Source organism: Curvibacter sp. PAE-UM (assembly GCF_001432305.1).
Classification (GTDB): domain Bacteria; phylum Pseudomonadota; class Gammaproteobacteria; order Burkholderiales; family Burkholderiaceae_C; genus Hylemonella.
On the sequence record NZ_KQ483358.1, the window covers coordinates 2,227,497 to 2,252,216 of the forward strand.

A 24,720-nucleotide genomic window follows, 5' to 3' on the forward strand; every position below is an offset into this window, starting at 1 on the left:
TACATGAACGTCACACTGGAAAAAACCTTCCCCATGCCCGGCTCGGCGCAGACGGCCTGGACGCTGCTGCAGGACATCGAGGGCGTGGCCAGCTGCATGCCCGGCGCGCGCATCACCGAACGCACCGATGCGCAGCACTACAAGGGCACGGTGGCGGTCAAGTTCGGGCCGGCCAGCATGTCGTTTCGCGGCGAGGTGGAGGTCAAGGCCATCGACGCGACCAGCCGCACCCTGCGCCTGATCGGCAAGGGCACGGACTCCACCGGCAGTTCCGGCGCGTCCATGGACCTGACGGCGCGCATCGAGGCGGTGAGCGACACAGCCTGCAACCTCGTGGGCAACAGCGAGGTGTCGATGAGCGGCAAGGCTGCCGCCTTTGGCGGGCGCATGATGAACTCGGTGGCCGACCAGGTGCTCAAGCAGTTTGCCGACAACTTCGCGGCCAAGGTGCAGGCCCTGCAGGCGAACGGGCCCGGCGGGCCGTCTGCGTCGGCGGGCGGGGGTGCCCCGGCGGCGGCTCCTGAACCGACGCAGCTGAATGCCCTCGCCCTGGCCTGGGCTGTGATCAAGGACTGGTTCAAGTCGCTGTTCTCGGCGAAGAGGGCATGAGCGTTTCGCGTGCGCAGGAGCTGGCTGCCTGGCAGCAGGACCTGGCACGCGCTGGCTATATCGCCGAACCGGGCCTGGTGGCGGCGCTGATGCTGATGCAGGACCTGGAGCGGCCCCTGCTGCTCGAAGGCGACGCCGGCGTCGGCAAGACCGAAGTGGCCAAGGTGCTGGCAACCCTGCGCGATACGCGCCTGATCCGCCTGCAGTGTTACGAAGGCCTGGACGCCCATGCGGCCATGTACGAATGGAACTACCAGCGGCAGTTGCTGGCCATCAAGCTGCTGGAGCACGACGACCGTGGCATTGCGCAGAAGGAGCAGGACATCTTCTCCGAACGCTACCTGCTCAAACGCCCGCTGCTGGAGGCCATCACCTGCGAGCAAGCCCCCGTGCTGCTGATCGACGAGGTGGACCGCGCTGACGAGGCCTTCGAAGCCTATCTGCTGGAACTGCTCTCGGACTTCCAGCTCTCCATCCCCGAACTCGGCACGGTGCGCGCCATCACCCGGCCCCTGGTGGTGATCACCTCCAACGGTACGCGCGAGCTGTCGGACGCCCTGCGCCGGCGCTGTCTCTACCATTACATCGACTACCCGGACTACGACAAGGAACTCGCCATCGTGCACGCAAAAGCGCCCGGCGTGCCGGCGGCGCTCGCCGCACAGGTGGTGGCCTTCGTGCAGAGCGTGCGCCGCATGGAGCTGCAGAAGAAACCGGGCATCGCCGAGACGCTGGACTGGGCCGCCGCGCTGCTGCGGCTGGGCATCACGGTGATCGAGAAGGACGGTGCCGAGCGCATTCTGCAGACACTGGGCGCCCTGATCAAGACGCGCGACGACCGCGTGGCCTTCACGCGCGAGGTCGTCGCCCGGCTGGCGGCCGCATGCTGAGCACGGACGCGTCGGCGCTGGAAGCGCTGGCCAGCACGCGCCTGGCGGGTTTCCCCGGTTTCCTGCGCGCCAATGGTTTTGCGGTGGGCGGCGGTGACGGCGTCGAAGTGCTGCGCACGGCCGAGCGCGTGGGCCTGCTCGATCCGGACATGCTGCGCTGGAGCCTGCGGGCCCTGCTGTGCGGCCGCGCCGAAGAGTGGCGGCGTTTCGACACACTGTTCGATACCTGGTTCCTGCCCGCCAACAAGTGGCAACGCCCGGAGCGGCGCGACAGCGGTTTCCTCAGCGGCCACCAGCCGCAGGGTCCGGCCGGTGACCGCGCGCCCACCGAGGACAGCGAGGACATCCGGCCGCGCCAGACCGCCAGCCGGCAGGAGGTGCTGAGCTCCACCGATTTCCGCGCGCTGACCGAACGCGAGCACGCGCTGGACATCGAAGCCCTGATGCGGCAGTTCGCCCGCCAGTTGAAGCACATCCGCCTGCGCCGCGAGGCGCGCGCGCGCCATGGCCGCCGCCTGGACCTGCCCGCCACCATCAGGCGCAGCGTGGCCAGCGGTGGCACGCCTTTTCACCTGCAGTGGAAGGACCGCAAGCGCGTGCGCCCGCGCCTGGTGCTGCTGATCGACGTGAGCCGCTCCATGGTGCTCTACAGCTTTTTCTACCTGCGGCTGGCGCGCGCGCTCAGCGCTGAATTGAGTGACGTGCACAGCTTCATCTTCCACACGCGTGTCACCGGGGTGTCGCAGGCCTTGCACGATACCGACCCCTGGCGTGCGCAGGAGCGGCTGCACCTGCTGGCGCAGGGCTGGGCCGGCGGCACGCGCATCGGCGAGAGCCTGGCGCAGTTCAACCGCGAACATGCCGCGCGCACCGTGAATTCCCGCACGGCCGTCATCATCCTGAGCGACGGCTACGATACGGGTGAACCGGCGGCGTTGTCGGGCGCCCTGGCGCAGCTGCGGCGCCGTGCGCGGCGGGTGGTCTGGCTCAACCCTCTGGGCAATCAGCCGGGTTATGCGCCCGTCAGCCAGGGCATGTTGGCGGCCCTGCCGCACCTGGATCTGCTGGCGCCGGCCGGCGACCTGGCCAGCCTCAAGGCGGTGTTGCCCCGGCTGATCGAGGCATTGGGATGAGCGGCGGCGTGATCACGCCTTATTGAAGGAGTTCGGGTATGGGATGCATGTTCAAAGCCAATGGCCTCTACAGCCGCATGACCGTGGGCGCCGTCTTGCTGGCTGCGGGCGCCGGCTCGCGCCTGGGGGGCAAGCCGAAGTCGCTGCTCGAACTCGGCGGCGTGCCGCTGATCATGCGGCAACTGGTGGCCCTGTCGGGCGCCGGTGTCGATGAGGTGGTGGTTGTGCTGGGCCACCATGCCCAGGCCATCGAAGCCGCCATCCGGCACCTGCCCATCACCCTGGTGCACAACCCCGCGCCCGACGAGGGCCAGGCCTCGTCGGTGCGCATCGGCTTGCAGGCCCTGTCGCCGCGCATCGACGCCGTGATGGTGGCGCTGGCCGACCAGCCCCTGATCACGGCGCAGGACATCACCGCCCTGATCAGCGCCTACCGCAAGCGCGGCGAGAAATCCATGGTGGTGCCGCGCGTGAGCGCGGCGGACGGCAGCACGGCACCCGGCAACCCGGTGATGTTCGATGCCGCGCTGCGCGAGCAGTGGCTGGCCGGCAGCGCCGACCTCACCTGCCGCAACTGGCGCGAGAAGCATCCGGAAAGCGTGCAGTGGTTCGAGACCGACAACCGGCATTACCGCATCGACATCGACACGCCCGAAGACCTGGAGCGCTTCGCCGCCAGCACCGGCCACACGCTGAGCTGGCCGCAGGCCTATGCCGGCACCAAGGACGTGGCTGCCTGAGCTCAGGGCCTGGAGGGCAGCTGCTCGGCCACCAGCTCGACCAGGCTGGCGATGCGCGTGGGCCACTGGTCGATCTCGGCGGCTTCCATGAAGTTCAGGCGACAGCTGGCGCAAGAGAGCACCACGGTGTCGGCCCCGGTGGCTTCGATCTGCTCACGCTTGATTTCCCAGGCCTTGTGCCGCAGCGGCGCGGCGCGGTTGATCAGGAAAGCGCCGGCACCGCCGCCGCAGCACCAGTTGAGCTCGGCCGTGGGCGTGCTTTCGCGGAAATCGGCACCGAGCGCATGGAGTGCCGCACGCGGTTCGTCGATCACACCGCCGTGGCGTGCCAGCTTGCAGGCATCGTGGTAGGTCAGCTTGGCACTGCCATCGCCTGGCTGCAGCTGCAGGCGCCCGGCCTGGATTTCGCGGCCGACGAACTCGGAGGCGGCCAGCACCTCGAAGGGCAGGGGGGAGCCATCGGCCAGCCGCCCTTCCCAGCGCAGGGCCGGGTAGGCGTGGCCGCATTCGGGCAGGATGAGGGTGCGCGCGCCGATGGCCAGCGCCTCGTCCACCAGGCGCTGGCTGGCGGCCTTTTGCAGCGCTTCGTTGCCCGAGAGCAGGCCGAAGTTGGCCGCTTCGAAACCGGCGCTGCGTAGCGTCCACTTCACGCCCAGGTGGTTGAGGATGCGCGCCGTGGCGGCCAGCGCGTCCTGGAACAGCAGCACGTCGATCACCGTGGTGACCAGCAGCACATCGGCCTGCGCCTCGTCCAGCGGGATGGTGATGCCCTGGGTGCGCAGCGCCTGCACACAGCCTGCCAGCTCTTTCGGGCCGACGCCGAATACCGTGCCGCGACCGGCCTGCTCCTGCGCCACGGCCATCAGTTCCAGCGGCACCAGGCCGGCCTGCGACAGCGCTTCGCGCATGACGTTGACACCACGCGCGATATTGATGCCCATGGGGCAGGCCATGCTGCAGCGTCCGCATTCGGTGCAGCTGTCGTAGACCAGCTCCTGCCATTCACGCAGCTCGTCGACCGTGATGTCCTTCGTGTAGAGGCGCCGCAGCGGGGCGAAGGCCGAGGTCTCGCGCATGTGCACGCGCCGCAGCAGGTCGAGCTTGCGCGTGGGGGTGTATTTCGGGTCCTGCGTACTCTGGTAGAAGTGGCAGGCCTCGGAGCAGTAGCCGCAGTTGACGCAGGACTCCAGATCGAGGGCCAGCGCGCGGTCGGTCTTGTCGTGCATCACGGCCTTGGCGCGGGCCAGCCGCTGCTCGTCGACCAGCACCTCGGGTTGCGCCATCTCGCCCAGGTGCCGGATGGCCTCCTGGAACTGCTTGAACACGGCCATGTCGATCATGTGCGTACTCCCCGGCGGCCCAGGAAGCGGGCCAGCTGCATGCGGTTGGGCAGGACGAGAAAGGCGTGCATCAGCTTGCCGAAGGGGAACCAGATCAGCAGCAGCTCCAGGCTCAGCAGGTGGATGGCCAGCGGGTCGCGGTAGACCGGGCTGGCGTGCGCCAGCAGTGAGCTGGACGGCTCGCCCACCACACCCATGCCGGTGATCAGCGGCAACAGCGTCAGCGCCCAGGTGATGTGGTCATCGGCGCGCGAGATCTTGCGCAGCACCGGGTCGGAGAGGCGGAACACGATGGCCAGCAGCAGCGAGACGATGGTGGCCGCCGCGGCCAGGTACATCACCATGTCCGGCAGGGCGGGCCAGCCCAGGCCGGTCAGGCGCTGGATGAAGGCGATGTGCGGCGCGTAACCGAAGAAGACCAGCGCCAGCCCGATGTGGAACACATAGGGGTTGAGGGTGACCAGTGTGGCACTGGGGTGGAAGCCGCGGTGGGGCAGCATGCGGCCCAGACTGGCGCTGAGCGCATCGGCCGTGCCGAAGGGCTGGCGGGCGGGGGCTTGCGGCTGCTTGCTGGCCGGCAGGCGCCAGAGCACCCACAAGCGCCACGTGACGCCGAGCACGAACACCAGCAGGGAGGCGACAAATAGCGGGCCGCGAACCCAATCGAGAAAATCCATGTTCCCTCCTTGCGCCGGCGTGGCACGGGATCGACAGGCCCATGGTAACGCTGATGCATGGGCACTTCAATGTCGTCGGATTTTCTGATCCATTTGCTATCAAAAAAATAGCTTTGGAGTGCTGTCGGGAAGGATCAGCCGACGGCTCTGCGGCCTGGATCGTGGCAGTGCTGCAGCATCGGCGCCGTCACGGTCTGCAGGGTGGCGTGGTCGATGCCGAAGCGCTCGTGCAGGCCTACGCTCACTTCGCGCAGGAAGTCATCCCCCGGGTGGCCCTGCGGCATCACCAGGTGAGCGGTCAGGGCGACCCGTGTGGTGCTCATGGCCCAGACGTGCAGGTCATCCACGCGCGCCACGCGGGGTTGTGCGGCCAGCCAGGCCTGCACGGCGGGCAGGTCCACGTGCTCGGGCACGCCGTCGAACAGCAGATGCAGGGACTGGCGCAGCAGGCCCCAGGTGCCGACGACGATGACGGCGGCGATCCCCAGGCTCATGACCGGGTCCAGCCAGGCCCAGCCCTGCCAGAGGTAGAGCGCGCCGCCGATGACCACGCCCAGCGAGACCACGGCGTCGGCCGCCATGTGCAGGAAGGCGCCGCGCACGTTGAGGTCGTGCTCGCCGCCGCGCAGGAAGAGCAGGGCGGTGGCGGTGTTGACCACGATGCCGATGGCCGCCACCGTGATGATGGTCCAGCCCTGCGTGGGCTCGGGCGAGCCCAGGCGCTGGAAGGCTTCCCAGCCCAGCGAGCCCATGGCGACCAGCAGCAGAACCGCATTGGTGAAGGCGGCCAGGATGGAGGCGCGTTGCCAGCCGTAGGTGTGGCGCGCATCGGGCTGCAGGCGCGCAGCCAGGGCGGCCATCCAGGCCAGCAGCAGGCCGGCCACGTCGCTCAGGTTGTGGCCGGCGTCAGCCAGCAGGGCCAGGGAGTTGATCTGCCAGCCGTACCAGGCTTCCACCGCCACGAAGCCGGTGTTGAGCGCGATGCCGATGGCAAAGGCGCGGTTGAAGTTGGCCGGGGCGGGGTGATGATGACCGGCGTGCCCGTGAGCGGCAGCCTTGTCGTGCGCGTCGTGGGAATGATCGTGCGGGTGCTCGTGTGCCATGTCCCCAGTATGCCCGCGCCGGCACGCGCCGCCCGCGGGCGGGGACGTTTCAGAACGTGGAAATCAGCGACTGGCGTGTGCTCAGCAGGGGGGAGTTGGGGTCCATCGCGTGCAGCAGCAGCGAGGGCAGCTTGGGCCACTGGATGGGACGCTGCAGATGGGTGGCGCCGTGGGGGGCGCTCTGGCCATCGACCTGGATCACGGTCTTGCCCACCAGCATGCTGGCTTTGGCGGCCCAGGCCATGACCTTGGCGTCCGCCCCGTCGAGCAGGATGACGTCGGCGGTGTCGGCGTCATCGGAGCGGGTCAGCTCCAGACGCAGCGGGCGGCGCTGCGACAGCGACACGATGCCCTGGATCAACTCCCGTTCGGAGGGAGAAAAGCCGTAGACCAGGACCCGCAGCGTGCTTTGCAGCGGAGCGGGCCGCGACGCCGGGGCCGCAGCGCGTTCAGGTTCGGATTCGGGGCCGATGGGCAGGATGATCATGATGGGGCTCCCCTAGCGTTCTTTGATGCGGCAATGATGTGCTGTTCGAGTGGATTCTTGTCCCGGCCCGGTGATCTGGCGAGGGACAAGTTCACGGAAGCGGCGGGTGCCTGCTGCGATGCAGCAGTTCGCCGGGCATCACGTGCAATAGTTCACGCTGCGTCAGCCGGGGGGTCTTGCCGGGCAGCGCGCAGGGGCCTGCATTACCATCGCGTCATGAGCACTGCGAGCCTCGCTTCCACCCCTGTTTCCCTGCGCGAGGACGCCAGCCTGATCGGCCTGATCGGCCTGGCCCATCTCATGAGCCACTTCAGCCAGCTGCTGTTGCCGCCGCTCTTTCCCTGGCTGAAAGACGCCTTCAACGCCAGTTATGCCGAGCTGGGTTTCCTGATGACGATCTTCTTTGTCGTCTCCTGCACGGTGCAGGCGCTGTCGGGCTTCTGGGTGGACCGCTACGGCCCGCGTCCCGTGCTCTACACGGGCCTGGCCCTGCTGTCGCTGGCGGCCTTCGGCTTTTCATTGAGCACCAGCTACGTGATGCTGATGGGGTTTTCCGTGGTGGCGGGTATGGGCAATGGTGTGTTCCACCCGGTGGACTACACGCTCATCAACCGCAAGGTCAGCGCGCCGCGCCTGGGCCATGCCTACAGCGTGCACGGCATCAGCGGCACCCTGGGCTGGGCCGTGGCGTCGGCCCTGCTGGCACCCTTGGCGCTGCTGTATTCCTGGCGTGTGTCCCTGGCCGTGGCCGGGTCCCTGGTGGTGGCCGTGCTGCTGCTGTGCTGGTGGCAGGGGCGCCGCCTTGCCCTGGCGCCCAGCGCGCCGGCGCGCGCGGCGGCCGACGCTCCCGGCGAGGGCAGCCTGGACTTCCTGCGCATCCCCGCGGTGTGGATGTGTTTTGCCTTCTTCTTCATCTTCGCCGTGTCGCTGAGTGTGGTGCAGGCTTTCGCACCCGAGGCGGCGCGCCAGCTGCACGGCGTGCCCCTGACCCTGGTGGCGGTGTGCCTGACGGCCTATATGCTGGCCAGCGCCGGCGGCATGCTGGTGGGCGGCTTCCTGGCCACCGACCCGGCGCGCAGCGAGCGGGTGGTGGGTGGCGGGTTTGCCGTGGCGGCCGCCATCTCACTGGTGCTGGGCCTGACGAGTTTGCCGCCCCTGGCCGTACCGGTGCTGTTCGCGCTCATGGGGTTTGCAGCCGGTTTTTCCGGTCCTTCGCGCGACCTGCTGATCAAGCGTTCCACGCCCGAGAACGCCAGCGGGCGTGTCTATGGCGTGGTGTATGCGGGCCTGGACATCGGCCAGGCCATCTCGCCGCTGATCTTCGGCCTGCTGATGGACCAGCAGGCCTGGCGCGCGCTGTTCGTGGGCCTGGCCCTGGTGCAGCTTATGCTGGTGGTGACGGCCTTCCGTGTGCGGCGCACGCGCCGCACGGTGGCGGTGGGCGCCTGAGTGGCGTCACGGAGGGCCACCACGCGCTGACGTGTGGTCAGGAGCCCGGCCGAAAAACCATGGGCTACGATGTCTGAACCATCCACTGTTCGTGAGCCCGCCTATGCCCGCCTACCGTTCCCTGATCCGTTTCTTCTGCGCGCTGGCACTGGTTCTGAACTGGCCGATGACGGCACAGGCGCAGCAGCCGGCCGCTGGCACGCAGGCAGACACCCTGCCGCTGGCCGACGTCCATTTCCACCTGATGTGGTTCATGACACCCCAGGAACTCAAGGAACGCATGGAGCAGCACCATGTGCGCTGGGTGGTGGGTGCGGGCGCCATCGAGGGGCTGACGGGGGTTGAATCCTTTGCTCGCGATCTGGAGGCGCGCAAGCTGCTGGGCAACCGTTACCTCCCGTCGGTGGGCTGGATGTCGATCCGGCGCGCGGATGCAGACGTCGGCCTCGCTCGCCTGTACACGGACGAGACCAGTTCGCAACGCGAGGCCCTGCTCAAGCTGCTCGACGAGCAGCTGTCCTCAGGCCAGCAGGCGGTCTTCTCCGAGCTGCATCCCAATGCCCTGACCTCGACCACCATCCGGCAGCTCCTGCGTCGCTTGCCCACAGATGCCCCCCTGTTCCGCGAGCTCTACAAGCTGTCGATCAAGCACAAGGTGCCCTTGCCCTTGCACATGCAGTGGCATCCCGAATCGGTGGAACAGCTCGGCCGTCTGCTGGCGTCGGACCGCGAAGGCGTGGTGCTGCTCTCGCACTGCGGCAAGGACAGCGAGGCTGGGCAGATCCGGATTTTCTTCGAGCAACATCCCAATGTCCTGTGCGACCTTGGTTTTCGCAGCCCGCCCCAGGCGGCCGCGGAGAGTGGCAGGGACCCGGCACGCACCATCTACTGGGGCGCGGGTCTTTTCAGCAAACCCGGCATCAGGCCTGCATGGGCCCAGCTGATCGAGGATTACCCGGACCGCTTCATGGTGGCCGTGGACGATGTCCATAGCTGGAGCACCTATGACGAGGTGATCAAGGTGATACGTACGGGGCTGCTGGCCCAGTTGCGCCCCGAAACGGCCGAGAAGGTGGCGTACAAGAATGCGGTGCGGGTGTTTCGCTTGCAGGAGCCGCCAGCGGTTCAAGCCCCGTCGGCGCCGCCGGCGGGCGGCTGATGTTTCAGGCGCACGCCCCGCGAGGCGCGCGACGCGACGGTCGGGTGGATTCGTTCAGGTCGTCGCCAATTGAGCCTGGCGAGGTTCACACCACGCTGCGGTGGCGCGCGATGCAGGTGTCGAGCACCTCGCCGCAATCGCGCTGCCACCAGTTCTTGATGGAGAAGATCTCCACCTCGCTGTAGCCGGCAAAACCCGCGTCCTCGACCCAGCCGCGCAGGCGTGGGATGTCGATGACACCGTCGCCCATCATGCCGCGGTCGTTGAGCAGGTCGGTCGTGGGGGTGAGCCAGTCGCAGACGTGAAAACCCAGCACGCGTGCATCACGTCCCGCGCGCTCGATCTGCGCCTGCAGCTTCGGGTCCCACCAGGTGTGATAGATGTCCACAGCCACGCCCAGCGCGCGCGGGCCGGCAGCCGGCTTGACCGGGTCCAGCAGATCGCAGACGTCCAGCGCCTGCTCCAGGGTGTTGATGCAGGCGCGGTCGGCCGCGTACATGGGGTGCAGGGGCTCGATGGCCAGCGGCATCTTCTGGGCGCGGGCGTATGCCAGCAGCTCGGCAATGCCGTCGGTGACCTGCTGGCGGGCCAGGGCGATGTCCTTGTGCGTCGCCTGGCCGGCCAGCGCGCCGGGCAGGCCACCCACCACCAGCACCAGGCAGGCGGCGTTCAGTTCGCAGGCTTCGTCCACGGCGCGGCGGTTGTCGTCGCGCGCGGCTTTCAGGCCCGCGGCGTCGGCGGCCGGGAACATGCCGCCGCGGCAATAACCCGAGAGCTCGAAGCCGTGGGTCTTGACCAGCTTCGAGATGGTGGCCAGGCTCGCGGCCTGCACCTGGTCGCGCCAGGGCGAGATGGCGCGGATGCCGCGGCGCGCGCAGGCCTCCAGGATGTCGGGCAGGGGCAGCTCCACGCCGCGCTGCTTGCGCACGGTGGCGGTGTTGATGGAGAGCCAGCGGTGGTCTGACGAGAAATCTCTCATGCTCACTCCACGCCGTGCAGGGCCAGCAGGGTTTTCATGCGGCGTACGGCCAGCTCGGGCTGTTCCAGCAGGTTCGCGGCATCGGCCAGGCGGAACAGTTCGGCGAAGTGCACCAGCGAGCGTGTGCTCTGCTGGCCACCCACCATGGTGAAGTGGCTCTGGTGGCCGTTGAGCCAGGCCATGAAGACCACGCCGGTCTTGTAATAACGTGTGGGCGCCGCGAAGATGTGGCGCGAAAGCGGCACCGTGGGGCCCAGGATGTCGTGGAAGCGCTGGGTGTTGCCCTTGGCCAGTTCGCCCAGGGCGGCGCTGGCGGCGGGGGCGATGGCGTCGAAGATGCCCAGCAGGGCGTCGCTCTGGCCGTGGAAAGCCTCTTGGCCCCAGCCGTCACCGGCGATGAGCTCGGCGTAGTTGAAGTCGTCGCCCGTGTACATGCGTACGCCCTTGGGCAGGCGACGCCGCATGGCGATTTCCTTGTCCTTGTCGAGCAGGGAGATCTTGATGCCGTCCACCTTGTCCGGGTGCGCCGCGATCACCGCCAGCGCCGTGTCCATCGCCTGGTCGGCATCCACATTACCCCAGTAGCCCTTGAGCGCCGGGTCGAACATGTCGCCCAGCCAGTGCAACACCACGGGTTGTTGGGCTTGCGACAGGATGCGGTCGTAGACGCGTTCGTAGTCGGCCGGGCTCCTGGCCACGCGGGCCAGCGCACGGCTTGCCATGACGATGAGCTTGCCGCCGAGTTTCTCGATGGCTTCCATCTGCATTTCGTAGCCGCGGATCACCTCGTCCACGGTCTTCACGTCTTCGAGCACCAGGTGGTCGGTGCCGCAGCCCGAGGCCACCAGCGCGCCGGGCATGTCCTTGGCCGCGTCGATCGAGCGGCGGATGAGTTCGAGCGAGGTGGGCCAGTCCAGGCCCATGCCGCGTTGTGCCGTGTCCATGGCCTCGGCCACGCCCAGTCCCAGGGACCAGAGGTGGCGGCGGTAGGCGATGGTGGCGTCCCAGTCCACCGCGCATTGCAGCCAGGGGTCGATAGCGGCGCGCGGGTCGGCCACCACGTGGGCGGCAGAGTAGGCGATGCGGTTGAAGGCGGGTTTGCCGGCGGGCTGCACCGGGGTGCTGCCGCTCAGCGCGTAGTTCTCCAGCGTGCCGGAGAGGCTGGGCAGTTTGATGGATAAGGGCATGGAGTGTTCCTTTCGAGGGCCACCGCGGAGCCGGCTTTGCCGGGCCGCTGGTGGCGCCCCCTTGAGGGGGAGGCGCCGCAGGCGCCTCGGGGGTGGGTCAAATCTTCAGTGCGGGGACGTCGATCCAGCGACGCTCTTTCCAGCTCTGCAGCGCGGCTTCCACCAGCTGCACGCCCTTGGCGCCTTCGGGCAGGGTCCAGCGGTAGGGCTCGTTCTCCACCACGTGGCGGATGAAGTGTTCCCACTGGATCTTGAAGCCGTTGTCGTAGAACTGCGTGTCCGGCACGTCCTGCCACTGCTCGGTGAAGTTCATGGTCTGTTTCTCGTCCGGGTTCCAGACCGGGCGCGGCGTGTTGACGCGCGACTGGGCCTTGCAGGAGCTCAGGCCGGCGACGGCCGAGCCGTGCGTGCCATCGACGTGGAAGGTGACCAGGTCTTCGCGGTTCACGCGCGTGGCCCAGGACATGTTCAGCTGCGCGATCACCGGTTCGCCGTTGTGGCCGATGAGTTCTGCCGTGGCGTAGGCCGCGTCGTCGGCGGTGGCCTTGTAGGGCTTGCCAGCTTCGTCCCAGCGCTCGGGGATGTGGGTGGCGCCTATGCAGGACACCGACTTCACTTCGCCAAACAGGTTGTCCAGCACGTAGCGCCAGTGGCACATCATGTCCAGGATCATGCCGCCACCGTCTTCGGTACGGTAGTTCCAGCTGGGGCGCTGGATGGGTTGCAGGTCGCCTTCGAACACCCAGTAGCCGAACTCCAGGCGCACGCTGAGCATGCGGCCGAAGAAACCGGCGCGGCGCAGCATGTCGAGCTTGCGCAGGCCGGGCAGGAAGAGCTTGTCCTGCACGGCGCCGTGCTTGAGCCCCGACTTCTCGGCCAGGCGGGCGATCTCCACCGCCTCGTTGAGGTTGGTGGCGATGGGCTTCTCGCAGTACACGTGCTTGCCAGCGCGGATGGCCTTGGCCAGCAAGGCGGGGCGCATCTGCGTGGTGCCGGCGTCGAAGAACACAGTGTCGTCCTTGTTCGCCAGGGCCTGGTCCAGGTCCGTACCCCAGCGGGCGATGTTGTGCGCCTTGGCCAGGGCCTCCATCTTCTCGGCGTTGCGGCCGATCAGGATGGGGTCGGGCATGACCTTGTCGCCGTTGGACAAGGTGACACCGCCCTGGGCGCGGATGGCCACGATGGAGCGGATCAGGTGCTGGTTCATCCCCATGCGGCCGGTCACGCCGTGCATGATGATGCCGAGTCTTTGCGTAGGCATGTCAGTTTTCTCTTTAGGGTCTGTTCACACTGATTTCTCAAGTGCGAACGTGGTTAAAACCGCGCCAATCTAGGCGCGCGACGACGCTCAGGCTGGCCGCCTGGGCTAGGAGTACAACAACGAGTGGCGTGGTTTTAACCACGTTCCCTCCGGGTTGCGGCCAAAAAAACCATGCGGGGTGTTGCGCGGACTTGCCGGGGGTTACCCCGGCGGCGTCCACGCGCCTACCGCATGACTTTTTTGATCCGCAACGCATCTTGAGAACAGTGTGAACAGACCCTGGAGGGTTTACTGGGGCTGCAGGCCGGCGGCCTTGACCAGCGTGGCGTTGCTGGCGATCTCGTTCTTGATGTAGGTGTCGAAAGTTTCGGGCTTGAGCGTCCAGGCGTCGGCGCCGACCTTGGCGAAACGCTCTTTCACGTCGGGCGAAGCCAGGGCCTTGAGCACCTCGTCGTGCAGGCGGTTGACGATGTCGCGCGGGGTCTTGGCCGGGGCCATCATGCCGATCCAGAAGTTGAACTCCGAGCCCGGCACGCCGGCTTCGGTGGTGGTGGGCACGTCGGGCAGGGCGCTGGCGCGGCTGGGCGAGCCCACGGCCAGGGCCTGCAGCTGGCCACCCTTGATCTGGCCGATCACCGGGGCGATGGGCGAGAAGTAGTAGTCCACCCGGCCGGCCATCACCTCGGTCACGGCTTCGGCCGAGCCCTTGAAGGGGATGTTGGTCGCATCGATCTTGGCGGCCATCTTGAACTTCTCGGCGTTCAGGTGCGTGGCGCTGCCCTGGCCGGCCGAGGCGAAGTTCAGGCTGCCCGGCTTGGCGCGAGCGGCGGCCAGCAGTTCGCCCAGGTTCTTGTAGCCCTTGGACGGGGAGATCACCAGCACGTTGGAGAGCGAGGAGATCGGCGTGATGCCTGCGAAGTCCGCCACGGTGTCGAAGGGCAGCTTGGCGAAGGTCGAGGGGCTGACCGTGTGCGAGGACGAGTGGATCAGGATGGTGTAGCCGTCGGCAGCGGCGCTGGCCACGGCCGCCTGGCCGATGGTGCCGCTGGCGCCGGCGCGGTTGTCCACCACCAGGGGCTGGCCGAGGCTGGCGCTCATCTTGTCGGCGATGGCGCGGGCGATGATGTCGGTGGTGCTGCCGGCCGGGAAGGGCACGATCACGCGGATCGGCTTGTTCGGGTAGGCGCCCTGGGCGCTGGAGAGTGCGGGCAGCAGGGCGGCGCCGGTGAGCGCAGCGGCGAGGGCAAGACGGGCAAGTTTCTTCATGATGTCTCCTGGTATGGGCATGAACGGATGCGCACCACGGCAACTCGTGGCGACGGGGTCGCGCACCGGCTTGCCGGATTTAATTCACCAAAAGGTGAATAGAGGCATTCTAGAAACGCGACCGGGCCGGCGTCAAGCGCCGTCCGTCGTCAGTCTCTCAGTACATACCCTAGGATGACGTCGCTCATATGCGACAGACGCTCGTTGAGGGCCTTGGGCACCATCAGGTCACGGCCGAAGATGGCCGAGAGCGTGTGCTTGTTGTTCAGGTAGAAATAGGCCATGCCGGCGATGGATACGTAGAGCTGCATGGCGTCGATGCCGCCGCGGAAGACGCCGTCGCGCCGGCCTCGTTCCAGGATCTCGGCCAGGGTTTCGATCAGCGGCAGGTTGGTCTTGCGCGCGCGCGAGGAGTGTTCCAGGTGCCGCCCGTGCTCCAGGTTTTCGCTGTTGAGCAGAGTGAGAAACTCGGGATGCTCCAGGTAGTAGTTCCAGGTGAACTCGGTCAGGCGGCGGATGGCCTGGGGCGGCGGCATGTCGGTCAGGTGCAGTTGCTGCTCGGCCGCGCGGATGTCGGCGTAGGCGGCTTCGAGCACGGCGAGAAAGAGCTCGTCCTTGCTGGTGAAGTAGTAGTAGATCAGGCGCTTGTTGAGCCCGGCGCGCTCGGCAATGCGGTCCACGCGTGCACCGGCCAGGCCGTACTGGGCGAACTCGTCGCGCGCGGCCAGCAGGATGGCCAGCTGCGATCGGTCGGCGTCGCGCGAGCGCGGTTCTTCGGCGGCGGGGGTCTTCGATGCCATGGGGTGAATTTAACCGTTTGGTGAATTAAATCAAGTTTTTCGAGCGCGCCGGCCGCGCTGCTGCCGTAGCGGCGCGACAGAACGCTGCCGAGCGTACACGGATAATCGGCCACAACAACGACACCCTCGAAGCACCTCACAGGAAAGACACATGAGACTACAAGCAGCGGGACACCTGATCGTGCAATGCCTGATCGAGCAGGGCGTGACCCATGCCTTCGGCGTGCCAGGCGAAAGCTTCCTGGCCGTGCTCGACGGCTTCCACGCCTACCGCGAGCAGATCCAGTTCGTCATCAACCGGCAGGAGGGCGGGGCTGCCTTCATGGCCGAGGCGCACGGCAAGCTCACCGGCCGCCCCGGCGTGTGTTTCGTCACGCGCGGCCCCGGTGCCACCAATGCCTCCATCGGCGTGCACACGGCCTTCCAGGATTCCACGCCCATGGTGTTGTTCGTGGGCGATGTGGCCAGTGACATGCGCGACCGCGAGGCTTTTCAGGAAGTCAACTACGAATCCTTCTTCGGTCCCAGTACCAAGGGCTTCGCCAAGCGGGTCGAGCGCATCGACGACGCGCGCCGTATCCCCGAGTACGTCGCGCGTGCCTTCGCCACCGCCATGAACGGCCGCCCCGGCCCTGTGGTGCTGGTGCTGCCCGAAGACATGCTGGTGCAGGCGGTGGACGCCGCGCCCCTGCCGCGCGTGGAGGCCGTGCAGGCCTGGAGCGATCCGGGTTCCCTGCGCAGCCTGCGCGAGATGCTGCTGCAGGCGCAGCGCCCCCTGGTGGTGGCCGGCGGTGGTGGCTGGACGCCGCAGGCCGCGCAAGCCCTGCAGCGCTTTGCCGAGAACTGGAAGCTGCCCGTGAGCAATGCCTTCCGTTTCCAGGACACCTTCGACAACCTTCATCCGCAGTACGCGGGCGACATGGGCATCGCGCCCAACCCCAGGCTGGCCAAGCGCATCCAGGACAGCGACCTCCTCCTCGCCATCGGCCCGCGCCTGGGCGAGATGACCACCGGCGGCTACACCCTGCTGGAGGTGCCGAAGCCGAAGCAGAAGCTGGTGCATATCCACAGCAGCGCCGAGGAGCTCAACCGCGTCTACCAGGCGGATCTGGCCATCCACGCCACCATGAACGCCGCCGCGCGTTCGCTGGAGGTGCTGACCGCGCCACCCAGCCTGCCCTGGGAGGCGTGGACGCAGGCCGCCAACGCCGACTACCTGGCCAACCTGCAGCCGCAGCCCCTGCCGGGCGAGATCGACATGCCGGCCATCGTGGCCCTGGTGCAAAAGCACCTGCCGGCCGACACGGTGGTGACCAACGGCGCCGGCAATTTTGCGAGCTGGGTGCACCGTTTCTGGCGCTACCGCGGCCTGGTCCATGGCGACAAGACGCAGCTGGCGCCGACCAGCGGGGCCATGGGCTACGGCGTGCCCGCCGGCATCGCCACGGCCATCACCACGGGGCGCATGGCCTTCACCATCGCCGGCGACGGCGACTTCCTCATGAACGGGCAGGAACTGGCCACCGCCGTGCAGCACGGCGCCAAGACCCTGATCGTGCTGCTCAACAACGGCATGTACGGCACCATCCGCATGCACCAGGAGCGCGAGTACCCGCAGCACGTCAGCGGCTCGCAGCTGCAGAACCCGGACTTCGTGGCCTTGGCCCGCGCCTACGGCTACGCCGGCGCACGTGTCACGCGCACCGCCGAGTTCGAAGCGGAGCTGAAAGCCGCGGTGGCCCGGCCCGAAGGCACCCTGATCGAGGTCATGCTCGACCCCGAGGTCATCACCACCCGCGGCACCCTGGGCGCCATCACGCAGGGGGCGCTGGAGCGCCAGGCGAAAGGGTGAGGGGAGGGCAGGCCGTGGCAGGCGCCGCGGCCGGGCATAAAAAAAGCCGGCTGTGAAGCCGGCTTTTTCGTAAGCGGGGTGAACCGATTACTTGAGGTGCTTGCCGATCAGGGCAGCCATCTCGAACATCGAGACTTGCGCCTTGCCGAAGATCGCCTTCAGCTTGTCGTCAGCGTTGATGTTGCGCTTGTTGACGTTGTCCTGCAGCTTGTTCTTCTTGATGTAAGCCCACAGCTTGCTCACGACTTCCGTACGCGGCAGGCCAGCGGAACCCACCACTGCGGCCAGAGCCGGGCTCGGGGTCAGCGGCTTCATGAAAGCTGCGTTGGGGGTGCGCTTCTTGGCCGGAGCCTTTTTCTTCGCAGCGGCCTTTTTGGCCGGAGCCTTCTTGGCAGCGGCTTTCTTCGCCGGAGCCTTCTTCGCAGCCGGCTTCTTGGCCGGAGCCTTCTTCGCAGCGGCCTTCTTCGCCGGAGCCTTCTTCGCTACCGCCTTTTTAGCGGGAGCCTTTTTCGCAGCGACCTTCTTGGCCGGAGCTTTCTTGGCCGGAGCCTTCTTCTTTGCAGTTGCCATGATTGAATTCCTCTTCTAGAAGTTGATTAATCACCAGAGGGAACTGCTTCCTCTCTGGTATTGCGGATGCTATAGGAGAAAAAACGCATCTCCAAGCGAAAAGTGTGTTTTCTCCCTCTGGGATGTTGTTTTTTTCATCGCGATTTTCGGGCTGCTACGCTCTGCAAATCGCTTTTCTCCCTCTGGAGACGCCTTCTGGAGGGGCTCAACACGCTCTGCGGCGAGAGGAGAACCATGCGCGCACTGACCCGCTGCCACCCCCGTTTCTCCTCTGGAGAGGCCGCTTTTTCGCTCGTGATTTCTTCTGCGCGCTCCGAGGTGACGGCGGTGCGGCGCCCGGGGTGTGCCGAGAAGGCGGCCCGGTGGCGCGCTCGCCGCGACCCACGCTGTCGCCTGAAAAGGCCCGGCGAGCCGCTTGAACGCCCTCAGGAGCCCTTGTCAGCCGCTGTCCCATGACTGCCCCGTCCGACCTTCATGTTTTCGTCTACGGAACGCTGCGCCGCGGCGAAGCCAACGACATCAACCGCCTGCGGCCGGCGCCGCGCTATCTGGGGCAGGCGCGCATCTGCGGCGTGCTCTACGACCTGGGGCCCTATCCCGGCCTGGTGCTGGGCGGCACGGACCCGGTGCTGGGCGAGGTCTACGCCATCGTCCCCGAGCTGGAGCGGCAGCTCGATGCGATCGAGGCGGTGGCGCCCGTGCCCAGCGGCGAGTACGCGCGCCGCCACGTCGAGCTCGTTCTCGACGGCCGGCCCTTGCGCTGCCTCGTCTACGAAATCGATCCGTTACGCGTGCGGGGCCGGCCGCGCATCAACGCCGGGGATTGGCTGCAGCGTCGCTGACGGCTGTCTTTGCGTGCCGCGTCCGGTCAGCGGCAGTGCGGGGTCGGGTCGCGGCGGGCTGTCCTGGCTGCATTTCAAAACCAGCCCACCCCGTTTCATGATTTGAAATTCACTGCTGATGCATTGCAGCAAATTTTCTCAATACGAGATATGCAATTTCACATTGCAAATCAAATGCCGTAAGTGATTGATTCGTAATGAAATAATAAATGTCTTGTATAAGACACAAGAGGTTTCCAAAGTCTTATACAAGACTTAAAGTAGACCCATCGAGCCAGGCCGCACCGCCGCCCGGGAATCGAACGGTTTCATCCACTGCTTTAGGAGTTACACCATGCCGCAAACCCTGACCGAACAACTCAGCCGTGAGCAACAGATCGCTGCCCTGGAAAAGGACTGGGCCACCAACCCCCGTTGGAAAGGCATCGAGCGTGGCTACAGCGCGGCCGACGTGGTGCGCCTGCGTGGTTCCTTCCCCATCGAGCACACCATTGCCCGCCGCACCGCCGAGAAGCTGTGGGACATGCTGCACAGCGAGCCCTACGTCAACTGCCTCGGCGCGCTGACGGGTGGCCAGGCCATGCAGCAGGTCAAGGCCGGCGTGAAGGCCATCTACCTCTCGGGCTGGCAGGTCGCCGCCGACAACAACACCTACTCGTCCATGTACCCGGACCAGTCCCTCTACCCGGTGGACTCGGTGCCCAAGGTCGTGGAAACCATCAACAACACCTTCCGCCGCGCTGACGAGATCCAGCATTCCAAGGGCATCGACGCCGGCCACAAGGACTACATCGACTACTTCGCACCCATCGTGGCCGATGCCGAAGCCGGCTTCGGCGGCGTGCTCAACGCCTTCGAACTGATGAAGGCCATGATCAAGGCCGGCGCCGGTGGCGTGCATTGGGAAGACCAGCTCGCTTCCGTCAAGAAGTGCGGCCACATGGGCGGCAAGGTGCTGCTGCCCACCCGCGAGTCCTGCCAGAAGCTGATCGCCGCGCGCATGGCCGCCGACGTCATGGGCGTGCCCACCCTGGTGATCGCCCGTACCGACGCCGAAGCCGCCGACCTGCTGACCTCCGATTACGACGAGATCGACAAGCCCTTCCTGACCGGTGAACGCACCGCCGAAGGTTTCTACAAGACCCGCAAGGGCCTGGACCAGGCCGTGGCCCGCGCCAACGCCTACGCCCGCTACGCCGACCTGGTGTGGTGCGAGACCGGCACGCCCGACCTGGACTTCGCCAAGAAGTTCGCCGACGCCGTGCACAAGGTGCACCCGGGCAAGATGCTGGCCTACAACTGCTCGCCCTCCTTCAACTGGAAGAAGAACCTGGACGACGCCACCATCGCCAAGTTCCAGCGCGAGCTCGGCGCCATGGGCTACAAGTACCAGTTCATCACGCTCGCCGGCATCCACTCCATGTGGTACAACATGTTCGACCTCTCGCAGGACTACGTGAAGCGCGGCATGACCGCCTATGTGGAACGCGTGCAGGAACCCGAATTCGCCGCCCGCGACCGTGGTTACACCTTCGTGTCCCACCAGCAGGAAGTCGGCACCGGCTACTTCGACGACGTCACCACCGTCATCCAGGGTGGCAAGTCCAGCGTCACCGCGCTGACCGGCTCCACCGAAGAAGAGCAGTTCCACTAAGTACCAAGTACCCAAGCGGCCAACGGGGCTGACGCACCTGCGCTATGCGCAGGTCCGTCGGCCCCGTGCAATTTCCGGGACCGTTTTGATTACTTTTGGAAATGTCTTCATTCAATAAGATTAATAAACATTTTCAACGATTGTTGTTAGAAGAATTTAATTTACCTTATTAGTTGCTGTTTATATATTTGCGCCATACCGAGCCGGTTGCCCCGTTCTCCAGTCGAGCATCCAGCGCTGAAACGATTTCTAAAACTACGGTCCCGCAAGGGCATTAATCATCATGAGCAAGAAATACAACATCCTGATCCTCGGGGCTTCTTATGGCTCCTTGCTCGCCAGCAAGCTGCTCATGGCGGGGCACTCGGTCAGCCTGGTGTGCCGCCGCGACACCGCCAACCTGATCAACAGCGAAGGCACCCGCGTGCGCATGCCGGTCAAGGGCCGCGAAGGCCTGGTCGAGATCGACTCGCGCCAGCTGCCCGGCCAGCTCACCGCCGTCATCCCCACCGAGGTGAAGCCCGAGCAATACGACCTGGTCTGCCTGGCCATGCAGGAGCCGCAGTACAGCGCCAGCGGCGTGCGCGAACTGATGAAGGCCATCGCCCTGGCCAAGGTGCCCTGCATGTCCATCATGAACATGCCGCCGCTGCCCTACCTGGCCCGCATTCCCGGCCTGGACGCCAGCGCCCTGCGTGCCTGCTTCCATGACGCCAGCGTCTGGGAGCACTTCGAGCCCGGCCTGATGACCCTGTGCAGCCCCGACCCGCAGGCCTTCCGCCCGCCGGAAGAGCAGCCCAACGTGCTGCAGGTCGGCCTGCCCACCAACTTCAAGGTGGCCGCCTTCGACAACCCCGCGCACACTGCCATGCTCGAGCAGATGGAAGCCGACATCACCGCCGCCCGTCTCACGGTCAACGGCGAGGCGCTGGATCTGCCGGTCAAGCTCAAGGTGCATGACTCCATCTTCGTGCCGCTGGCCAAGTGGGCCATGTTGCTCACCGGCAACTACCGCTGCGTGCAGGCCGACGGCATGCGCGCCATCAAGGACGCCGTGCACGGTGATATCGAGAAGTCGCGTGAGATCTACGCCTGGGTGGTGGACCTGTGCGTGCAGCTGGGCGCTTCCCGCGACGACATGGTGCCTTTCGAGAAGTACGCCGCCGCTGGCCAGGGCCTGCTCAAGCCGTCTTCTGGGGCCCGCGCCCTGGCGGCCGGTGCCACCGATATCGAGCGCATCGACCTGCTGGTCAAGCTGGTGGCCGAGCAGAAGGACCTGAGCAACGAGTCCGTCAACGAGACCGTCAAGGTGGTCAACGGCTGGCTGGACCGCAACCGCAAGGCGGCCGCCGCAAAAAAAGCGGCTGAGGCGGTCGCCGCCTGACCGGCACGCCTCCCGACTGTCGCAACAACGCCAAGGGCCAGCCCCTTGGCGTTTTTGTTTGCAGCCCTCGGGTTAGAATGGCCGCCTTGGACGCTGCGTCCGTTCACAAGAGCGAGAAAGGCACCCTGGTTATGACACCGCGAACTACCACCGCCAGCGAGAAACGCCTCAGGGGTTGCTAGTCCGCGCGCCCCCGGCGCAGGTGCTACACATACAAGACAAGGCGCGGTTTCTACCGCGCCTTTTTCATTTTCTGCGAGTGAGAGATATGGTTCAGATCACGCTACCCGACGGTTCCAAACGCGATTTCCCCGGCCCGGTCACCGTGGCCGAAGTGGCTGCCTCCATCGGCGCCGGCCTGGCCAAGGCCGCGCTGGCCGGCAAGGTGAACGGCAAGGTCGTCGACACCAGCTACCAGATCACGGCCGACAGCCCCCTGTCCATCGTCACCGCCAAGGACGCCGACGGCCTGGAAGTCATCCGCCACTCCACCGCCCACCTGCTGGCCTATGCCGTCAAGGAGCTGTTCCCCGACGCGCAGGTCACCATCGGCCCGGTCATCGAGCACGGTTTCTTCTACGACTTCTCCTACAAGCGCCCCTTCACGCCCGAAGACCTGGTCGCCATCGAGAAGAAGATGGCCGAACTCGCCGCCAAGGACGAGCCCGTGGTGCGCCGCGTGCTGCCGCGCGACGAGGCCGTCGCCTATTTCAAGAGCCTGGGCGAGCACTACAAGGCCGAGATCATCGCCAGCATCCCGGCCAATGAAGACGTCAGCCTCTACCGTGAAGGCCAGTTCGAAGACCTGTGCCGCGGCCCCCACGTGCCCAGCACCGGCAAGCTCAAGCACTTCAAGCTCATGAAGGTGGCCGGCGCCTACTGGCGCGGTGACCACCGCAACGAGATGCTGCAACGCGTCTACGGCACGGCCTGGGCCAGCAAGGAAGAGCTGCAGCAGTACCTGACCATGCTGGAGGAGGCCGAGAAGCGCGACCACCGCAAGCTCGGCCGCGAACTCGACCTGTTCCACCTGGACGAGCATTCCCCCGGCACCGTGTTCTGGCACCCCAAGGGCTGGACCGTCTGGCAGGAGGTGGAGCAGTACATGCGCCGCGTCTACCGCGACAACGGCTACCAGGAGGTCAAGGGCCCGCAGATCCTGGACAAGGCCCTGTGGGAGAAGACCGGCCACTGGGACAAGTACCGCGACAACATGTTCACCACCGAGAGTGAAAAGCGCGACTACGCCCTGAAGCCCATGAACTGCCCGGGCCACATCCTGATCTTCAAGCAGGGCATCAAGAGCTACCGCGAGCTGCCCCTGCGCTTCGGCGAGTTCGGCCAGTGCCACCGCAACGAGCCCACCGGCGGCCTGCACGGCATCATGCGCGTGCGCGGCTTCACCCAGGACGACGGCCACATCTTCTGCACCGAAGACCAGATCCTGGCCGAATGCGTCAACTTCACGGCCCTGCTGCAGAAGGTCTACAAGGACTTCGGCTTCACCGACATCATCTACAAGGTCGCCACCCGCCCGGCCCAGCGCATTGGCGCCGACGCCCTGTGGGACAAGGCCGAGGCCGCCCTGATGGAGAGCCTGAAGGCCGCCAATTGCGACTTCGAGATCTCCCCGGGCGACGGCGCCTTCTACGGCCCCAAGATCGAATACACCCTGAAGGACGCCATCGGCCGCCACTGGCAGTGCGGCACCATCCAGGTCGATTTCTCCATGCCCGAGCGCCTGGACGCCGAGTACGTGGGGGAAGACGGCAACCGCCACCGCCCCGTCATGCTGCACCGGGCCATCCTGGGCAGCCTGGAGCGTTTCATCGGGATTCTGATCGAGGAACACGCCGGCGCGCTGCCCACCTGGCTGGCCCCGGTGCAGGTTTCGGTGCTCAATATCACCGACGCGCAGGCCGATTACTGCCTGGAAATCGCCCAAAAACTGAAGAAATCGTTGCCGAATCAAGAACTTAGGGTCCAGACGGACCTGCGGAACGAGAAAATTACGTATAAAATACGCGAGCATTCGATGCAGAAGCTGCCTTACATCCTCGTCGCGGGCGACAAGGAGAAAGCAGCAGGTGCCGTCGCAGTGCGTGCCCGGGGTAACAAAGACCTCGGTGTGATGTCCCTCGAAGCCTTTGTGCAAATCATCGCGGCAGACATCGCTCACAAGTCAGTCGAGCAGGCTCAGTAAGAGTCTCATACGGCAGGTTTCTGGTACGTACCAAGGCGGTCTCAGCCACCCATGGGTGGCAAAGTTTTAAGGAATTGAACCATCGCTACTGAATTTCGTGATCGTCGCCAGCGCGAAGAGCGCAAGCACCGCCTGAACCGTGAAATCATGGCCACCGAGGTCCGGATTTCCGGCCCTGAGAATGAGCCCATGGGGGTGGTGAGCCTGACGGAGGCCCTGCGTTTGGCAGGCGAGATGGATGTGGACCTGATCGAAACAGTGGCCACCGCGAATCCTCCCGTCTGCCGCCTGATGGACTACGGCAAGTTCAAGTTCCAGGAACAGAAGAAGGCTGCCGAGGCGAAATCGAAGCAGAAGGTCATCGAGGTCAAGGAAATCAAGTTCCGGCCCGGTACCGACGATGGTGACTACAACATCAAGTTGCGCAACATCAAGCGCTTCTTGGAAGAAGGTGACAAGTGCAAGATTACCTTGCGCTTCCGTGGTCGAGAGATCACGCACCAGGAGATCGGCATGGCCATGCTGGACCGCATGCGCGCCGATCTGGCGGATCTGATCGTCGTCGAGCAGTATCCCAAGCTGGAAGGCCGGCAGATGATCATGATGATCGCGCCGGGCAAGAAGAAGACCGGTGGCGCTGCGGCGCCCAAGCCTGCTGCAGAAGCAGCGCAAGGTTAAGTTTTTTCCTGCGGGTTGCAAAACCGGCAGGAAATGCCGGGAAGGTGCAAGCCTTCCCGAAACGCGGCGGGGTGAAACCCGCAGCGGGGGCGGTGGGGTAACCCGCCGCCTACAAGTGGCTCGGGGCCTACAAGGCTGGAAACGGTTTCCAGACGCCTCACGAGCACAAGTAATAGGAGCATGTATATGCCCAAAATGAAGACCAAGAGCGCGGCGAAGAAACGCTTCCGCGTTCGTCCCGGTGGTACCGTCAAGCGCGGCCAAGCCTTCAAGCGTCACATCCTGACCAAGAAGACCACCAAGAACAAACGCCATCTGCGGGGTTCCACAGCTGTCCATGCGACCAATATGGGTCACATGGCACAGATGCTGCCCGGCCAAGGCATTTAATTAACGACGAACAAGGAGTAATCAAATGCCTCGCGTCAAACGTGGTGTAACGGCTCCCCCCCCCCCC

The 24,720-nt window shown here is 65.9% G+C and carries 23 protein-coding genes; 13 read left to right on the top strand and 10 right to left on the bottom strand.

The window, feature by feature from the left end; translation table 11 throughout:
- Positions 1-3: 3 nt before the first annotated feature.
- From AO057_RS10810 to AO057_RS10825, 4 genes are read left to right on the top strand one after another with little or no spacing between them, the layout of a single operon-like run.
- The gene (locus AO057_RS10810) at positions 4-609 is read left to right on the top strand and encodes an SRPBCC family protein (RefSeq protein WP_057675766.1); all 606 of its coding nucleotides are present in this window, start codon (positions 4-6) and stop codon (positions 607-609) included.
- On the top strand, positions 606-1,499 hold the full coding sequence (locus tag AO057_RS10815) for an AAA family ATPase (protein ID WP_057675768.1): 894 nt from the start codon (positions 606-608) through the stop codon (positions 1,497-1,499). The genes AO057_RS10810 and AO057_RS10815 overlap by 4 nt, the downstream gene beginning before the upstream one ends.
- A complete protein-coding gene (locus tag AO057_RS10820; RefSeq protein WP_057675769.1) occupies positions 1,493-2,632 on the top strand; it encodes a vWA domain-containing protein in 1,140 nt (379 codons plus the stop codon). The genes AO057_RS10815 and AO057_RS10820 overlap by 7 nt, the downstream gene beginning before the upstream one ends.
- 47 nt (positions 2,633-2,679) lie before the next feature.
- A complete protein-coding gene (locus AO057_RS10825) occupies positions 2,680-3,372 on the top strand; it encodes a nucleotidyltransferase family protein (RefSeq protein ID WP_240480769.1) in 693 nt (230 codons plus the stop codon).
- Positions 3,373-3,374: 2 nt separating this feature from the next.
- On the opposite strand, the gene AO057_RS10830 is transcribed toward AO057_RS10825, so the two are convergent.
- From AO057_RS10830 to AO057_RS10845, 4 genes are all read right to left on the bottom strand, one after another.
- Complete coding sequence (locus tag AO057_RS10830) at positions 3,375-4,712, bottom strand: (Fe-S)-binding protein (protein ID WP_057675773.1); 1,338 nt, start codon at positions 4,710-4,712, stop codon at positions 3,375-3,377.
- Entirely contained in the window at positions 4,709-5,389 is a 681-nt protein-coding gene (locus AO057_RS10835; RefSeq protein WP_057675775.1) for a hypothetical protein, read from the bottom strand. The genes AO057_RS10830 and AO057_RS10835 overlap by 4 nt, the downstream gene beginning before the upstream one ends.
- Positions 5,390-5,523: 134 nt before the next feature.
- Positions 5,524-6,492 (bottom strand): cation diffusion facilitator family transporter, encoded by a 969-nt coding sequence (locus AO057_RS10840; RefSeq protein WP_057675776.1) that lies wholly within the window; start codon positions 6,490-6,492, stop codon positions 5,524-5,526.
- A 49-nt stretch (positions 6,493-6,541) separates the two neighbouring features.
- The gene (locus tag AO057_RS10845; protein WP_057675778.1) at positions 6,542-6,979 is read right to left on the bottom strand and encodes a hypothetical protein; all 438 of its coding nucleotides are present in this window, start codon (positions 6,977-6,979) and stop codon (positions 6,542-6,544) included.
- A gap of 216 nt (positions 6,980-7,195) precedes the next feature.
- Here AO057_RS10845 and AO057_RS10850 point away from each other — a divergent pair, with 216 nt between their 5' ends.
- The gene (locus AO057_RS10850) at positions 7,196-8,428 is read left to right on the top strand and encodes an MFS transporter (RefSeq protein ID WP_057675780.1); all 1,233 of its coding nucleotides are present in this window, start codon (positions 7,196-7,198) and stop codon (positions 8,426-8,428) included.
- Positions 8,429-8,519: 91 nt separating this feature from the next.
- Positions 8,520-9,587 (top strand): amidohydrolase family protein, encoded by a 1,068-nt coding sequence (locus AO057_RS10855; RefSeq protein ID WP_156404538.1) that lies wholly within the window; start codon positions 8,520-8,522, stop codon positions 9,585-9,587.
- Positions 9,588-9,672: 85 nt separating this feature from the next.
- Here AO057_RS10855 and AO057_RS10860 read toward each other — a convergent pair whose 3' ends face one another.
- The 5 genes from AO057_RS10860 to AO057_RS10880 form a co-directional block, all read right to left on the bottom strand.
- On the bottom strand, positions 9,673-10,566 hold the full coding sequence (locus tag AO057_RS10860; RefSeq protein WP_057675784.1) for a sugar phosphate isomerase/epimerase family protein: 894 nt from the start codon (positions 10,564-10,566) through the stop codon (positions 9,673-9,675).
- 2 nt (positions 10,567-10,568) lie between these two features.
- Positions 10,569-11,753, bottom strand: a complete 1,185-nt coding sequence (locus AO057_RS10865; protein ID WP_057675786.1) for a dihydrodipicolinate synthase family protein — start codon at positions 11,751-11,753, stop codon at positions 10,569-10,571.
- Positions 11,754-11,850: 97 nt separating this feature from the next.
- Entirely contained in the window at positions 11,851-13,014 is a 1,164-nt protein-coding gene (locus tag AO057_RS10870; RefSeq protein ID WP_057675787.1) for a Gfo/Idh/MocA family protein, read from the bottom strand.
- Between the two features lie 288 nt (positions 13,015-13,302).
- Positions 13,303-14,280: a tripartite tricarboxylate transporter substrate binding protein gene (locus tag AO057_RS10875; RefSeq protein WP_057675790.1), complete on the bottom strand. Its 978-nt coding sequence runs from the start codon at positions 14,278-14,280 to the stop codon at positions 13,303-13,305.
- A gap of 149 nt (positions 14,281-14,429) precedes the next feature.
- Positions 14,430-15,080 carry a TetR/AcrR family transcriptional regulator gene (locus AO057_RS10880; protein WP_057675792.1) on the bottom strand — a complete coding sequence of 217 codons (651 nt, stop codon included), beginning with the start codon at positions 15,078-15,080 and terminating at the stop codon, positions 14,430-14,432.
- Between the two features lie 151 nt (positions 15,081-15,231).
- Here AO057_RS10880 and AO057_RS10885 point away from each other — a divergent pair, with 151 nt between their 5' ends.
- Positions 15,232-16,932: a thiamine pyrophosphate-binding protein gene (locus tag AO057_RS10885; protein ID WP_057675794.1), complete on the top strand. Its 1,701-nt coding sequence runs from the start codon at positions 15,232-15,234 to the stop codon at positions 16,930-16,932.
- Between the two features lie 87 nt (positions 16,933-17,019).
- Here the strand turns inward: AO057_RS10885 and AO057_RS17520 are convergent, their stop codons facing one another.
- Positions 17,020-17,502, bottom strand: coding sequence for an SWIB/MDM2 domain-containing protein (locus AO057_RS17520; protein ID WP_082605516.1), 483 nt, complete (start codon positions 17,500-17,502; stop codon positions 17,020-17,022).
- Positions 17,503-17,954: 452 nt separating this feature from the next.
- Between AO057_RS17520 and AO057_RS10900 the strand changes: the two genes are divergently transcribed.
- The 6 genes from AO057_RS10900 (at position 17,955) to rpmI (ending at position 24,653) form a co-directional block, all read left to right on the top strand.
- A complete protein-coding gene (locus tag AO057_RS10900) occupies positions 17,955-18,344 on the top strand; it encodes a gamma-glutamylcyclotransferase family protein (protein WP_057675800.1) in 390 nt (129 codons plus the stop codon).
- 334 nt (positions 18,345-18,678) lie between these two features.
- A complete protein-coding gene (gene aceA / locus AO057_RS10905; RefSeq protein ID WP_057675802.1) occupies positions 18,679-19,998 on the top strand; it encodes an isocitrate lyase in 1,320 nt (439 codons plus the stop codon).
- 283 nt (positions 19,999-20,281) lie between these two features.
- A complete protein-coding gene (locus AO057_RS10910) occupies positions 20,282-21,382 on the top strand; it encodes a ketopantoate reductase family protein (RefSeq protein ID WP_057675804.1) in 1,101 nt (366 codons plus the stop codon).
- Positions 21,383-21,650: 268 nt separating this feature from the next.
- Positions 21,651-23,585: a threonine--tRNA ligase gene (gene thrS, locus AO057_RS10915; protein WP_057675806.1), complete on the top strand. Its 1,935-nt coding sequence runs from the start codon at positions 21,651-21,653 to the stop codon at positions 23,583-23,585.
- A gap of 81 nt (positions 23,586-23,666) precedes the next feature.
- Positions 23,667-24,263 carry a translation initiation factor IF-3 gene (infC, locus tag AO057_RS10920; protein WP_082605517.1) on the top strand — a complete coding sequence of 199 codons (597 nt, stop codon included), beginning with the start codon at positions 23,667-23,669 and terminating at the stop codon, positions 24,261-24,263.
- A 186-nt stretch (positions 24,264-24,449) separates the two neighbouring features.
- Positions 24,450-24,653 (top strand): 50S ribosomal protein L35, encoded by a 204-nt coding sequence (rpmI, locus tag AO057_RS10925; RefSeq protein WP_057675808.1) that lies wholly within the window; start codon positions 24,450-24,452, stop codon positions 24,651-24,653.
- Positions 24,654-24,720 lie beyond the last annotated feature (67 nt).

What these genes read in the sequence shown, in the direction of transcription:
- AO057_RS10810 (WP_057675766.1), top strand. Translation starts at nt 4, where the DNA reads ATGAACGTCACACTGGAAAAAACCTTCCCCATGCCCGGCTCGGCGCAG.
- AO057_RS10815 (WP_057675768.1), top strand. Translation starts at nt 606, where the DNA reads ATGAGCGTTTCGCGTGCGCAGGAGCTGGCTGCCTGGCAGCAGGACCTG.
- AO057_RS10820 (WP_057675769.1), top strand. Translation starts at nt 1,493, where the DNA reads ATGCTGAGCACGGACGCGTCGGCGCTGGAAGCGCTGGCCAGCACGCGC.
- AO057_RS10825 (WP_240480769.1), top strand. Translation starts at nt 2,680, where the DNA reads ATGTTCAAAGCCAATGGCCTCTACAGCCGCATGACCGTGGGCGCCGTC.
- AO057_RS10830 (WP_057675773.1), bottom strand. Translation starts at nt 4,712, where the DNA reads ATGATCGACATGGCCGTGTTCAAGCAGTTCCAGGAGGCCATCCGGCAC.
- AO057_RS10835 (WP_057675775.1), bottom strand. Translation starts at nt 5,389, where the DNA reads ATGGATTTTCTCGATTGGGTTCGCGGCCCGCTATTTGTCGCCTCCCTG.
- AO057_RS10840 (WP_057675776.1), bottom strand. Translation starts at nt 6,492, where the DNA reads ATGGCACACGAGCACCCGCACGATCATTCCCACGACGCGCACGACAAG.
- AO057_RS10845 (WP_057675778.1), bottom strand. Translation starts at nt 6,979, where the DNA reads ATGATCATCCTGCCCATCGGCCCCGAATCCGAACCTGAACGCGCTGCG.
- AO057_RS10850 (WP_057675780.1), top strand. Translation starts at nt 7,196, where the DNA reads ATGAGCACTGCGAGCCTCGCTTCCACCCCTGTTTCCCTGCGCGAGGAC.
- AO057_RS10860 (WP_057675784.1), bottom strand. Translation starts at nt 10,566, where the DNA reads ATGAGAGATTTCTCGTCAGACCACCGCTGGCTCTCCATCAACACCGCC.
- AO057_RS10865 (WP_057675786.1), bottom strand. Translation starts at nt 11,753, where the DNA reads ATGCCCTTATCCATCAAACTGCCCAGCCTCTCCGGCACGCTGGAGAAC.
- AO057_RS10870 (WP_057675787.1), bottom strand. Translation starts at nt 13,014, where the DNA reads ATGCCTACGCAAAGACTCGGCATCATCATGCACGGCGTGACCGGCCGC.
- AO057_RS10875 (WP_057675790.1), bottom strand. Translation starts at nt 14,280, where the DNA reads ATGAAGAAACTTGCCCGTCTTGCCCTCGCCGCTGCGCTCACCGGCGCC.
- AO057_RS10880 (WP_057675792.1), bottom strand. Translation starts at nt 15,080, where the DNA reads ATGGCATCGAAGACCCCCGCCGCCGAAGAACCGCGCTCGCGCGACGCC.
- AO057_RS10885 (WP_057675794.1), top strand. Translation starts at nt 15,232, where the DNA reads ATGAGACTACAAGCAGCGGGACACCTGATCGTGCAATGCCTGATCGAG.
- AO057_RS17520 (WP_082605516.1), bottom strand. Translation starts at nt 17,502, where the DNA reads ATGGCAACTGCAAAGAAGAAGGCTCCGGCCAAGAAAGCTCCGGCCAAG.
- AO057_RS10900 (WP_057675800.1), top strand. Translation starts at nt 17,955, where the DNA reads ATGACTGCCCCGTCCGACCTTCATGTTTTCGTCTACGGAACGCTGCGC.
- aceA (WP_057675802.1), top strand. Translation starts at nt 18,679, where the DNA reads ATGCCGCAAACCCTGACCGAACAACTCAGCCGTGAGCAACAGATCGCT.
- AO057_RS10910 (WP_057675804.1), top strand. Translation starts at nt 20,282, where the DNA reads ATGAGCAAGAAATACAACATCCTGATCCTCGGGGCTTCTTATGGCTCC.
- thrS (WP_057675806.1), top strand. Translation starts at nt 21,651, where the DNA reads ATGGTTCAGATCACGCTACCCGACGGTTCCAAACGCGATTTCCCCGGC.
- rpmI (WP_057675808.1), top strand. Translation starts at nt 24,450, where the DNA reads ATGCCCAAAATGAAGACCAAGAGCGCGGCGAAGAAACGCTTCCGCGTT.